The organism is Pandoraea bronchicola, assembly GCF_902459805.1.
Classification (GTDB): Bacteria; Pseudomonadota; Gammaproteobacteria; order Burkholderiales; family Burkholderiaceae; genus Pandoraea; species Pandoraea bronchicola.
In genome coordinates, this window is record NZ_CABPST010000011.1 from 1 (window position 1) to 12,747 (window position 12,747).

The 12,747-nt window shown below is 60.0% G+C and carries 11 protein-coding genes; 8 read left to right on the plus strand and 3 right to left on the minus strand.

Features of this window, described 5'->3' with window-relative positions; all coding sequences use genetic code 11:
• The first annotated feature begins 395 nt into the window (after positions 1-395).
• Positions 396-1,094, plus strand: a complete 699-nt coding sequence (locus PBR20603_RS18115; RefSeq protein ID WP_174977968.1) for a DUF3047 domain-containing protein — start codon at positions 396-398, stop codon at positions 1,092-1,094.
• A gap of 91 nt (positions 1,095-1,185) precedes the next feature.
• Here the strand turns inward: PBR20603_RS18115 and PBR20603_RS18120 are convergent, their stop codons facing one another.
• On the minus strand, positions 1,186-2,382 hold the full coding sequence (locus tag PBR20603_RS18120; RefSeq protein ID WP_150560892.1) for a M20 aminoacylase family protein: 1,197 nt from the start codon (positions 2,380-2,382) through the stop codon (positions 1,186-1,188).
• A gap of 214 nt (positions 2,383-2,596) precedes the next feature.
• Here PBR20603_RS18120 and PBR20603_RS18125 point away from each other — a divergent pair, with 214 nt between their 5' ends.
• Positions 2,597-4,672, plus strand: coding sequence for a molybdopterin-containing oxidoreductase family protein (locus PBR20603_RS18125; RefSeq protein ID WP_150560893.1), 2,076 nt, complete (start codon positions 2,597-2,599; stop codon positions 4,670-4,672).
• 102 nt (positions 4,673-4,774) lie between these two features.
• Entirely contained in the window at positions 4,775-5,875 is a 1,101-nt protein-coding gene (locus PBR20603_RS18130) for an aminopeptidase (RefSeq protein WP_150561031.1), read from the plus strand.
• A gap of 71 nt (positions 5,876-5,946) precedes the next feature.
• Here PBR20603_RS18130 and PBR20603_RS18135 read toward each other — a convergent pair whose 3' ends face one another.
• Both PBR20603_RS18135 and PBR20603_RS18140 read right to left on the minus strand, forming a co-directional pair.
• Complete coding sequence (locus PBR20603_RS18135; RefSeq protein ID WP_150560894.1) at positions 5,947-6,426, minus strand: MarR family winged helix-turn-helix transcriptional regulator; 480 nt, start codon at positions 6,424-6,426, stop codon at positions 5,947-5,949.
• A gap of 184 nt (positions 6,427-6,610) precedes the next feature.
• On the minus strand, positions 6,611-7,837 hold the full coding sequence (locus PBR20603_RS18140; RefSeq protein WP_150560895.1) for a porin: 1,227 nt from the start codon (positions 7,835-7,837) through the stop codon (positions 6,611-6,613).
• 317 nt (positions 7,838-8,154) lie between these two features.
• On the opposite strand from PBR20603_RS18140, the gene coq7 reads away from it, so the two are divergent.
• From coq7 to PBR20603_RS18165, 5 genes are all read left to right on the plus strand, one after another.
• Positions 8,155-8,802, plus strand: a complete 648-nt coding sequence (coq7, locus tag PBR20603_RS18145; RefSeq protein ID WP_150560896.1) for a 2-polyprenyl-3-methyl-6-methoxy-1,4-benzoquinone monooxygenase — start codon at positions 8,155-8,157, stop codon at positions 8,800-8,802.
• A gap of 420 nt (positions 8,803-9,222) precedes the next feature.
• Positions 9,223-9,651: a division/cell wall cluster transcriptional repressor MraZ gene (gene mraZ, locus PBR20603_RS18150; protein ID WP_010806918.1), complete on the plus strand. Its 429-nt coding sequence runs from the start codon at positions 9,223-9,225 to the stop codon at positions 9,649-9,651.
• A gap of 46 nt (positions 9,652-9,697) precedes the next feature.
• Positions 9,698-10,627 carry a 16S rRNA (cytosine(1402)-N(4))-methyltransferase RsmH gene (rsmH, locus tag PBR20603_RS18155; protein WP_425495831.1) on the plus strand — a complete coding sequence of 310 codons (930 nt, stop codon included), beginning with the start codon at positions 9,698-9,700 and terminating at the stop codon, positions 10,625-10,627.
• Positions 10,624-10,968, plus strand: coding sequence for a cell division protein FtsL (gene ftsL / locus PBR20603_RS18160; protein WP_150560898.1), 345 nt, complete (start codon positions 10,624-10,626; stop codon positions 10,966-10,968). Before rsmH ends, ftsL begins: the two co-directional genes overlap by 4 nt.
• Positions 10,965-12,740 carry a peptidoglycan D,D-transpeptidase FtsI family protein gene (locus tag PBR20603_RS18165; protein ID WP_150560899.1) on the plus strand — a complete coding sequence of 592 codons (1,776 nt, stop codon included), beginning with the start codon at positions 10,965-10,967 and terminating at the stop codon, positions 12,738-12,740. The genes ftsL and PBR20603_RS18165 overlap by 4 nt, the downstream gene beginning before the upstream one ends.
• The last annotated feature ends 7 nt before the right edge of the window (positions 12,741-12,747 follow it).

Below are 12,747 nucleotides of genomic sequence, written 5' to 3' on the forward strand. Positions count from 1 at the left end.
AAAGTAGGTAATCGTCAGGCTCCCCTAAAGACCCCTTGCTACAACGCGTAGCAAGGGGTTTTTGCTTTGTGGCTCCCCGTTTCTCCCGCGACCGGGGGTAATGTCGGCGCGTGGGCCAAGGCCGGTGACGTGATGACATCAGCGCTCCGGATGTTGCATCGTCGTCATGATGTGAAATTCCCGATAGATCGACATCCATTTCTCGCTTAGCATTCGGCCACGGGGTTAGTGAAGTTCGTGGAGCGAAACAGGTGGTAAATCGAGATCGGAGCAAGCGCCATGCAAAGTGGCGCACAAGTGGGGTGTGTATCGGTGCCGCAGCCATTGTTTGGGGAATGGGAGGGTGTGCGTCGCCGGGACCGTCTTCAATACAGGCTTCGACGATAGCTGTGCCGGTGCAGAACGACGAAATTGCACCCCTTTCTGCCGCGCAGAATTCGGATGGATTGCCTCCGCATTGGGAGACTTATCTCGTCACCCGAAAAAAGCGGCTTACCCACTATGAGCAGGTCACGGATGGTGACGGCATTGCCGTAATTCGTGCGAGCGTCGATGGGTCGGCGTCTGGAATCGCTCAGAAGCTCGACATACCGGTGTACCCCGGCGCCAGGTTAACGTGGCGCTGGCGCGCCGATGCCTTACCGGCTAGTGCCGACATTCGCACAAAGCAATTTGATGATGCACCTGTACGCATCGCACTCGCATTCGATGGCGATTCGGCAAAACTCAACGTACAAGATCATCTGCACCGTGAACTGGCCCGACTGGTGAGCGGCCGTGAGCTACCCTTTGCTACGCTGATGTACACATGGGGCGATGATAAATTCGCCGCGGACGAAGTCGTCGCGAACCCTTACACCGGTCGTATCCGCTCCGTCATTGTCGAACGAGGTGGGGTCAATCTTGGAAAATGGCAGACGTATTCCCGCGACATTGCCAAGGATTATGAGAAGGCGTTTGGTGAGCCGCCGGGGCGCCTGATCGGTATTGCCATCATGAGCGATGGCGATAATACGCAATCGAAATTCACCGCTTGGTATGGAGATATTCGCCTGGAGACCGAGGGCGTACCCACGACCACGGCCGCTAAATAGCGCCCCTGCTGCGACATCGGAAACAAAAAGGCCGGCACATATCATTGGCCGGCCTTCTTTATTTCGATCCGGACGAGCGGATCACGACAGCTTACTGACCACGTCGAAAATAGGTTTCGACCAGCTTCACCCAGTAGGTGCCGCCTAGCGGAAGCAGATCGTCGTTGAAGTCGTAGCTGGCGTTGTGCAGATTGCATGGCCCCAGGCCATGTCCCGTGTCTCGGTGTGTGCCATCGCCGTTGCCGATGAATACGTAGGCACCGGGTTTTTCGAGAAGCATGAACGAGAAGTCCTCGGCGCCCATCGTCGGTTCGACTTTGTCGTTGACGTTCTCGTCACCGACAATCTCGCGCATCACGTCCGCACATAATGCGGCCATGCCTGGCTCGTTGATCGTCGGCGGATAGTTGCGAAGGAATTCGATTTCTGCCGAGCAGCCAAGCCCCTTGGCGACAAACTCTGAGATCTCGCGCAGACGCGACTCAATAAGATCCAGAACTTCGATCGAGAACGTGCGAATCGTGCCGCCCAACCATGCCAGATCGGGCACAACGTTCGTCGTATCACCGGCGTGGATCTGGGTGATGGATAGCACGGCGGCGTCGATCGGGCGCTTATTGCGGGTGATGATGCTTTGCAACGCCTGCGCCACCTGGACCGCGGCGATTACCGGATCGATCCCCGCATTCGGAATGCCTGCGTGGGTGCCTTTGCCGCGAATCGTGATCTTGAATTCATTACTCGAGGCCATCATCGGCCCCGGCGTCACTGCGAACGTGCCCGTCGGTACCCCTGGCCAGTTGTGCATGCCGAACACGGCCTGCATGGGGAAGCGCTCGAACAAGCCATCCTTGATCATCTCACGAGCACCGCCGCCACCTTCTTCGGCCGGCTGGAAAATCAGATATACGGTGCCGTCGAAATTGCGGTGCTTCTGAAGATATTGCGCGGCGGCGAGCAACATGGCCGTATGGCCATCGTGGCCGCACGCGTGCATCTTGCCGTCATGTTTTGACGCATGTTCGAAAGTGTTGGCTTCGCGAATCGGCAAGGCATCCATATCGGCGCGCAGACCGATCGCGCGGTCGCTGCTGCCATTTTTGATGATGCCGACGAGGCCAGTCTTGCCGAGTCCGCGATGGATGGGGATACCCCACTTGGTCAACGTTTCGGCAACGACGTCGGACGTGCGTTTTTCTTCGAAGCAAAGTTCGGGGTGCGCGTGAATGTCACGTCGGATGGTCTGAATTTCGCCGCGGGCGGCGTCGATTTCTGGAATGAGCTTCATGACGGGGGATTCCTGCAGGGCGCAATGGCTCATCTTACCCCTAATAGCCCGGTCTGACATCTTGGTAGGAAATGCCTGAGCCTAGCCCCGGATACCTCTGGAAAATGCCGGGAGGGCCCGTGTGACGGGGCGGAGCGCGAACGAACGTAATACAATATCGCCAGCGTCCCACCGTTGCCGGACGCAGAAACTCGGTAGAGAGAGGAGTAGTTTCATGACGACCAATACCCACGTCGTTCGGGCCGCATGCCCGCATGACTGTCCCGACACGTGCGCATTGCACGTGACCGTGGAAAATGGCGTCGCGATCAAGGTTCAGGGGGATCCGGACCATCCGACAACCAAGGGCGTCCTGTGCACGAAAGTCTCGCGCTATACCGAACGCACCTATCACCCGGACCGCTTGCTGCATCCGCTCAGACGCGTTGGCCCGAAAGGCAGCGGGCAATTCGTGCGGGTCAGTTGGGACGAGGCGCTCGACGAAATTGTCAGCCGGCTGAGCGCCATCGCCGCGCGCGAGCCCGAAGCCATTCTCCCCTACAGCTATGCGGGCACGATGGGGTTCGTTCAAGGCGAATCGATGGCGGCGCGTTTCTTCAACAAACTTGGCGCGTCCGAGCTCGATCGTACGATCTGTGCGAGTGCGGGGGCTGCGGGGCTGCGATACACATACGGCGCGGGTGTCGGCATGCACGTCGAGCACTTCGTCGATAGCAAGCTGATTCTTATCTGGGGCAGTAATCCGATTACATCAAGCGTTCATTTCTGGGCGATAGCACAGGAAGCGAAGCGACGCGGTGCGAAGCTGATTGCCATCGATCCCTATCGCTCGCTGACCGCCGAGAAGTGTCACCAGCATATTGCGTTGCTGCCAGGCACGGATGCGGCGTTGGCGTTGGGCATGATGCATGTCCTGATCGCTGAGGATCTGGTCGATCACGAATACATTGCGCGGTATACGGTGGGGTACGCCGAACTCAAGGATCGCGTGCGGCGTTACACGCCGGCGCGTGTCGCGGAAATCTGTGGCATCAGCGAAGAGACGGTCACGACGCTGGCCCGGGAGTATGCGAGCGCGAAACCCGCGGCGATCCGGCTGAACTACGGTATGCAGCGTGCCAAAGGGGGCGGTCAGGCGACGCGTGCCGTTGCGTGTCTTCCGGCGCTGATCGGTGCTTGGCGCGATCCGGCAGGCGGGATGATGATGTCGACGTCCGGTTACGCGCCTGTCGACGCGGTCGCGCAGGCGCGTCCTGATCTGCGGCCACGGCGGGACAAGCCCGCGCGCATGGTGAACATGAGTGCCATCGGTGACGCGCTCTGCCACCCAGGCGACGAATCGTTCGGTCCGAAGATCGAAGCGCTGGTGGTCTATAACAGCAATCCTGTTGCGGTGGCGCCGGAGTCGAGTAAGGTAGCGGCGGGCTTCGGCCGTGAGGATCTCTTCACGGTGGTGCTGGAACACTTCCAGACGGATACCGCCGATCACGCGGACTTCGTGCTGCCGGCAACGACGCAGCTCGAGCATCTCGATATTCACAAGGCCTACGGACATACCTACCTGCTGGCGAACAATCCGGCGATTGCGCCGCTCGGCGAGGCCAAGCCTAATTCGGAAATTTTCCGTCTGCTGGCCCAACGCATGGGGTGGCAGGACACCTGCTTCTCCGACACCGACGATCAACTCGCGGAGCAATCGATTCGTTGGAATGATGCTCGCATGGGCAACTGCGACTGGGACACCCTCAAGCGTGACGGGTGGATTCGCTATGACCTGCCGGAGGCGCCATTTGCGAATGGTCAGTTCTATACGCCATCGGGCAAATGCGAGTTCTATTCCGAGCGCATGTTGCAGGAAGGTTTTGACCCATTGCCGGACTGGGTGCCGCCCTATGAGTCGGTCGCCAGTAATCCCGAACTGGCCGCGCGGTATCCTTTGGCGATGATCTCCCCGCCCGCCCGTAATTTCCTGAATTCGAGCTTCGTGAATGTCGATAGCCTGCGAGCGTCGGTCGGCGAACCGACGCTTGATATCCATCCGTCGGATGCTGCCCCGCGCGGTATTGCGGACGGCGTTGGCGTCAGGATTTTCAACGATCGGGGCACGTTGAACGCTAAGGCTCGGGTCACGGAGAAGGCGCGTGAAGGCGTCGTCGTCGGGTTGTCTATCTGGTGGAAAAAGCTCGCACCGGACGGTAAGAATGCGAACGAAGTCACGAGCCAACAACTCACCGATCTTGGCCGGGCACCGACGTTCTACGACTGTCTGGTCGAGGTGGCTCCGCTTTAAGGTCGGTCGATTTCACGCCAACGTCGAGAGGCGCACGCGATGCCGATCCTATCTGCGATGCTTATGATGATCTGTCGTTGGCGGCTCGGTGCGTTCGCGACAATGGCGACGGTATGCTGTCTATTGATCGGTCTCGGCGGATGCAGTCAGGTCGGCTATTACGCACAATCGATCAATGGGCACTTCACGATGTTGCACGAAGCGCAGCCAGTGTCGGAACTGCTTGCGGACCCATCGATTGATCCGCGATTGCGCACGCGACTTGTCGAAGCGGAGCAAATTCGCAGTTATGCAGTGTCTGCGCTCGCAGAGCCGGATAACGGTAGTTATCGCAGCTATGCCGACCTCAAGCGTCCATTCGTCGTCTACAACGTTTTCGCCGCCCCTTCGCTTTCGTTGAAACTGAGAGAGTCTTGCCTGCTGGTCGTGGGATGCGTCGAGTACCGGGGCTACTACTCCCGTGAATCTGCCGAAGCCTACGCGGCCGAGTTGCATCAGGATGGATGGGAGACGTTTGTTGCGGGGATTCCGGCTTATTCGACGCTGGGTTATTTTGACGATCCGCTACTGAACACTTTCATTGATCTCCCGCGAGCGGAAGTCGCGCGGATGATCTTCCACGAACTCGCGCATCAGATTCTGTTTGTTCGAGGGGATACCACATTCAACGAGTCTTTTGCCGTGACGGTGGAAACCGTCGGTGTCCAGCGCTGGCTCACGGCACACCCGGACGCTGCGATGCAATATGAGCGATACGACGCGCACCGACGCCAGTTTCGCAAGCTGGTGGAAAGCTATCGGAAGCGTCTGGAAGCACTCTATGCCGGTCCGGAATCGGACGAGGAGAAGGCAGCAAGCAAAGACGCCTTGTTCAGCCGCATGCGTGCCGACTATGCGGCGTTGAAAACGTCTTGGGGGGGATACAAAGGCTTCGATCTTTGGTTTGCCACCGATTTGAATAACGCCAAAATCGGATCCTTCGCGACATACAACCAATGGGTGCCGGCATTCATGGCACTACTGGCGCAAGAGCATGGCGACCTACCTAGGTTCTACGCCGCTGTCAAAGCCATGTCGAAACAGCCCGAAGAGAAGCGCAAAGCGATGCTCTCTGTCTTGGACAAAACCTCGGAAGCGGCTGCGGCGAGAGCCTCGCTGGACGCGTCCGGCGGGGCGATAAGCCAGCAGCAAACGGCCCCTTGAGCTTTCCCGCCAGGCGGCCGTCAAGTGCGTGGTTGGTGGCATCGGCCGAGAAACAGTCATTCTCTCGCGCGTTACCCGATCACCGACTTCAAGTCGCCCAACAAGAGATAAAGCTGCTGCTGACGATCCTCCGGTAGCCGTCCCAAGCGCTGCTCGATCCATGCTTCATGCGCGCGAGCCATATTGGAGAACGCCTTCTTTCCACGCGGCGTGAGCTTGATCAGGAAGGCGCGCCGGTCGTTGACGACGGTCTCGCGCGTGACCCAGCCTTCCTTCTCCAACTGATCGGTGATGCCTGTGACATTTCCGCCAGTGACCATCATCCGTTTGCTCAGTTCGCCCATTTTCAACCCTTCAGGGTGGCGGTCGAGTTGCGCGAGCAAGTCGAAGCGCGGCAGTGTGCAATCGAATTCCTGGCGCAAACGCGAACGGATATCCGTCTCGATCATGTTGGCGCAGGTGAGCAGCCGCAGCCACAGCCGCAAGGCATCGTGCTCACGATCGTGGGCTCGCGTTTCGAGATCGAGAGAGTCGGAATCGGCGAGGCTCATGGTCGGCGGAATGAAATTTACAGTATGGAAATTTTAGGTTTGAAATAAATGCTCGGTCAAGCTGGGGGTGCTACGAGGTTCCGACTCAAGTCGTGGTTTCGGCATTTCGCGCTAAGGAAATAAAAAAAGGGCACCCGAAGGTGCCCTTTCGTCAAACAAATGCTAAGTGACAGAAACTGTCAGCTTAGAACTTGTGACGGATACCAGCCGTAACAGCGAACTGGTTGGTGCTCGAGCTGGCCGGTTGACCGTTCAGCTGAGCCCAGCTACCGTTCGAAGCGTGTTGCCAGTTGCCGACCAGGTACGTGTCCGTGCGCTTCGACAGGAAGTAGTCGACGCCCAGGTTGACTTGGTGCCACTTCGGCGACACTTCAGCGCCAGCGCTGTTGTACAGGTTCGATGCAACGGTGTTGCCGCTCAGCTTCGACCACGTGTACGTGTACGACGCACCCAGTTGCAGGGCCGGCGTCAGCATGTACTTGGCGTTGGCTTCGATGTTGTCGAACTTCCAGCTGCCGCCGCCAACCGTTGCGGTGTAGTCGAACTTCGAGTGGCTATACACCAGGCCGAACGTGGCCGGGCCAAAAGCGTACGAACCGCCAGCAGCGTAGACTTGTTGCTTGTCAACGACGCTAGCCGTAGCTGCCGTCGGCGACTTGGCGGTCGGGTCGTTCCAGGCGCCGACTTCGTTCAGGTTGGCGTAGTCACCGTTGACAGCACCAGCCGTGCCGTTACCCGGCGTGCCGATGTACAGGTAACCAGCGCCCAACGTCAGCGGGCCGTTAGCATAGCCCAGACCAGCCGACCATGCGCGGTTGTTCGCGAAGCCGCTGCCGCCACCGTTGTTAGCTTGGTTCGCGAAGCCATACAGGCCGCCGAACGAGAAGCCCGAGTAGTTAGCGCTCGTGTACTTGACCGAGTTGTTGATACGGAACGAGTTTTTCAAGTTGTCGTTGTCGAACGGGTGAGCGCCCGAGAACGTTGCCCATTGGCTACCAACAGCCAGCGGACCAACGAAGTCAACCACGGAGTCGTACTGACGACCGATCGTGACCGTACCAGCCGTCGTGCTGCTCAGACCAACGTAGGCTTGACGACCGAACATGCGGCCACCTTGACCCAGCGCGCCGCTGCCCAGCGAGAAGCCGTTTTCCAAGACGAAGATCGCCTTCAGACCGCCGCCCAGATCTTCAGCGCCCTTCAGGCCCCAACGCGAACCTTGCAGGTTGCCGTTGCTGAACTTGAAGTTCTTCGAGCCGTTGGTCGACAGTGCGCTGTTGCCAGCGTTGACTTCGTTGCTGGTGTAGGTCAGGCCAGCGTCGATGATACCGTACAGGGTCACGCTGCTTTGAGCGTGAGCAGCGCCAGCGAATGCGCCGAGCACACCCAGAGCGAGAAGCGACTTTTTCATTGAGTGATCTCCAAAGGATTGTGAGATTTGTTTAACAAGGTCACTAGTGATAACGTCCTTGCTAATCAACTTCGCGAGAAGTTGGACGTAATGTAACAAATTCACTGTGGGCGGCAAAGGAAAAGGCCGGTTTTACGCGGGTTTGCGGCGTCCTTTGTTTCGTTTACGCAACAGCCCGGAAACCGGCGTCCAGCGGGGATTTCATGCGTTTGCGCCCGCGCAAGGCGCGCCGGACAAAGGGGCGTATCATCTGCGGCGGACGTGAATGAATCGTCCTTTGTTCCACATTGTGAAAGATTGAGTGAATTGGAAGTGCGATGTTCTCCGACAGCCTGATTTCCGAACTTGACCGCGGCCTGCGAGCGATTGCCGGCATCACGCAAGCCTCTCGCCCGACTCCCGCAGTGGCGCCGTCTATAGATAGCGATGTCCCCGTCGGCGATGACGCGTTGACGCCGCAAGAACGTCGCCATGTGGCGGGCCTCATGCGTGTGAATCACGTCGGCGAGGTTTGCGCGCAGGCGTTGTATCAGGCGCAGAAGCTAGCGACGAAGCGCCCCGAGCTGCGAGCTGCCTTCGAGCACGCCGGAAAGGAAGAGGAGGATCACCTTGCGTGGACGGCCCATCGCCTCTCGGAACTGGGCTCGCGTCCCAGTCTGCTCAATCCGCTTTGGTACGCCGGGGCGTTTGCCATTGGCTTCGTCGCCGGCAAGTGCGGTGACGCCGTCAGCCTGGGCTTTGTGTCGGAGACGGAGCGTCAGGTCGAGCATCACCTGCAGAGCCACCTGGACGATCTACCGCCGCACGATCTGCGCTCGCGCGCCATCGTCGATCAGATGCGCATTGACGAAATCGAGCACGGCCAGGCGGCACGTGATGCTGGCGGGGTCGAACTGCCGGTGCCTGTGCAGCGCGTGATGCGCGCTGCTGCCAAGGTCATGACCACCACCGCCTACTATATATAGAACGTCAGCAACGCCTCCCCGAAAGACCCCCACTTCCCGAGTCGATCTCCCTTTGCGCGACGCATCCTGGCCGGCGATTGTCCGGCCCGGGCACGGCGTGAGCGCGCACTACCCGATATCGATAGTGCTGGCGGGCCTCGCGCGAGGCGATGCCTAAAGTTTGAGGTTCCACTTTCACTATCGCAGTTATGTCTTTAATTTTCCTGACAAAATTCCGTTTTCTGGCTTTAGGAAAGTGAGCTAATTCATTGTTCTGTCTGGCAAATTCGCTCCTAAAAAAGGGCGAAAGGCTTGACCGGCCAAACACTCTCCTCTAAAGTGGGAAATAGTGTGAGAAAGTGTATTTTTGTGTGGCGTAGAGCACAAAATCTTTCTCTTTCGGCATAGCGGGCAGGCGGACGAAACCTCACGGGAGCGCACGTGTTTCAGGGAGCCTCGGCACTTTCACTCGATGCAAAGGGACGGATGTCGATTCCGGCCCGGCATCGTGACGTGCTGCAGGGCGACGCTGAAGGCAAGGTGACGATCACGAAACACCCGGACGGATGTCTGTTGCTGTTCCCGCGTCCTGAATGGGAAATCTTCCGCGGCAAGATCGCCGCACTGCCGATGGACGCGCACTGGTGGCGGCGCATCTTCCTGGGCAACGCAGCCGACGTCGAGATGGATTCGGCGGGCCGTGTCCTGGTGGCGCCCGAGTTGCGCGCGGCTGCGGGCATGGACAAGGAAGTCATGCTGCTGGGCATGGGCAGTCACTTTGAACTCTGGGATGCCGCGACGTATGCCGCCAAGGAACAGGCGGCGATGGCGCAGGGCATGCCGGAAGCACTGAAAAACTTCACTTTTTGACAGATCAGGTGGTCCGACGAGCATGGCGCACGCGGTGGAAACGGTAATGCAGCACCGCACGGTCCTGCTAGAGGAGGCCGTGGATGCCTTGCTGTGGCGCGACGACGGCGTATACGTCGACGGCACGTTCGGCAGAGGCGGGCACAGTCGCAGGATTCTGGAGCGGCTGGGTCCCAAGGGGAGGCTGATCGCATTCGACAAGGATCCCCAAGCGATCGCGGAGGCGGCAAAAATTGCCGATCCGCGATTTTCGATTGAGCACGAGAGCTTCGCGACATTGCGCGAAGCGCTGGCCCGGCGCGGTATCGACAAGGTGTCGGGGGTTTTGCTGGACCTGGGCGTGTCGTCGCCGCAGTTCGACGACCCCGCGCGCGGATTCAGTTTTCGTTTCGACGGCCCGCTCGATATGCGCATGGATCCCACGCGCGGTGAGTCGGCCGCCGACTGGCTGGCCCGGGCAACGCTGGAAGAAATGACGGAGGTCATCAAGGACTATGGGGAAGAACGGTTTGCTTTTCAGATTGCAAAGGCGCTTGTTGCTCGCCGGGCAAACGCCGACCACCTCGGTCCACTCGTCAGCACTCGCGAGCTTGCCGCAATCGTGGCGGGCGCGGTCAAGACCCGTGAGAAGAGCAAGGACCCGGCAACACGCACCTTTCAGGCTCTACGGATTCACGTCAATCAAGAGCTTGCGGACTTGCAGATAGCCCTCGACGTGGCGGCCGATGTCCTCGAAACGGGAGGCAGACTCGTGGCGATCAGCTTTCATTCGCTGGAAGACCGCATCGTGAAGCGCTTCATGCAAGCGCGCACGAGCGCACCGGTGGTGGATCGCCGCGTGCCTTTGCGCGCCCATGAAATTCCCGAGCCGCCCTTCAAATCCAGCCGCAAGATCAAGCCGTCCGCCGAAGAGGTGGAGGCAAACCCGCGCGCACGTTCAGCGATCATGCGGGTCATGGAGCGGGTGGCAACATGAGCCGGCTCAATATTCTTCTGCTCGCGCTGCTCATCGGTTGTGCGTTGTCGCTGATCAACGCTCAGTACCGGGCGCGCGGGACGTTCGTGGAACTCAACCGCGAGCAGGCACTCGAGCATCAATTGTTGCAGGACTGGGATCGCCTCCAGTACGAACAGAGCGCGCAGAGCAAGAGCGCCCGCATCGAAAGCGTGGCGCGCAGCGACCTGAAAATGCAGGCCGTGTCGCCAGGCCGCACGCAATACCTGTCCGCACCGGCCGGTAGCACCGGCGCGATGGTGGATGTGCCGGTGCCGACCGCAAGCGCCGCGTCTGCTCCGGCGAGCGGAGGCAAGCGATGATTCGCCGCAAAGACGCCAAGGCCAAGACCAAGGATGTGCAGTTCTCTGCCAGCCCGGTCCTGTCTGTGCGTCTGCCGATGTGGCGCTCGAAGATGCTCGTCTTCGTGATCTTCGGCGCGTTCGCGTCGCTGGTCGCGCGTGCCTTCTGGATTCAGGGGCCGGGCAACGCTTTCTATCAACGTCAAGGCGAGAGCCGTTACGAACGTACACTCGAGATGTCCGCCACGCGCGGCAAAGTGTTCGACCGTAACGGACAGGTGCTCGCCACCAGTCTGCCCGTCAAGGCCATCTGGGCCATTCCCGAGGATGTCCCCGACGACGTTTCGGCGCAGCAGATCCGTCAGCTCGCGCGACTGCTCGAGATGAGTGAGCCCGACCTGCGTCGCAAGCTCAATCAAGAAAAGAGCTTCGTCTATGTGAAGCGTCAGGTGTTGCCGGACGTCGCCAAGCAGGTCGCCGATCTCGATATCCCCGGTGTGTACCAGCGCAAGGAGTACAAGCGTTTCTACCCGGAAGGCGAGATTGCGGCGCACGTCGTGGGCTTCACGAACGTCGAGGATGTCGGGCAGGAAGGTGTCGAGCTGTCCATGCAGAAGGATCTGGCCGCGACGCCTGGCAGCCGCCGCGTGATCAAGGACCGTCTGGGGCGTGTCGTCGAGGACATCGACATCTTGGCGCAGCCGCGCGACGGCCACGACATCACGCTCTCGATCGACAGCAAGATCCAGTTCCTCGCTTACAGCGAACTGAAAGACGCCATCGAACGCACCGGTGCGAAAGCCGGCAGCGCCGTGGTGCTCGACGTGCGCACGGGCGAGGTGCTCGCGCTGACGAATCTCCCCACGTACAACCCCAACAATCGCACGAACCTGACCGGCGCGCAGTTGCGCAACCGCGTCATCACCGACACGTTCGAGCCGGGATCGATCATGAAGCCGATCACCGTTGCCGCGGCGCTCGAGAACGGCTACGTGAAGCCGACATCGACTGTGATGACCACGGGGCGAGCCAATTTCTTCGGCGCGACGATCACGGACACGCATGACTACGGCATGCTGACCGTAGCGGGCGTCATCCAGAAGTCGAGCAACATTGGCACGGCCAAGCTCGCGCTGCAGATGAAGCCCCAGGAAATGTGGGACATGTTCACGAGCGTCGGCCTCGGCCAGGCGCCGAAGATCGGCTTCCCCGGTGCGGTCGCGGGGCGTTTGCGCCCGGCCAAGAGCTGGCGTCCGATCGAGCAGGCGACCATGGGCTACGGTTATGGCTTGTCGGCTTCGCTGATTCAGCTGGCTCGCGCCTACACCGTGTTCGCGCACGACGGCGAGCTGCTGCCGATCTCCATCTACAAGACGGATGGCAGTGTCGTGAAGGGCACGCCGGTCATTTCTCCGGCGACGGCTCGCGAAGTGCGCGAGATGCTGGAAATGGTGACGTCGCCCGGCGGCACCGCCACGCGCGCCCAGGTGGTCGGCTATCGCGTGGGCGGCAAGACCGGTACGGCCTACAAGCAATCGGGCAAGGGATACGACAAGAGCAAATACCGTGCGTCGTTCGTCGGCATGGCGCCGATGTCGGAGCCGCGCATCATCGTGGCCGTCACGCTCGACGAGCCGGGGCGCGGCTCGCACTACGGTGGCGTAGCCGCCGGTCCCGCGTTCGCCGCCATTGTGGGCGGGACGCTGCGTGCGTTGAACGTGATGCCCGATTCGCCAGTGACAAAGCTCGTTGTGAGCGACAAGGTAGAGGAGAGCGAGCCATGGGCACCGTGACCCCGAC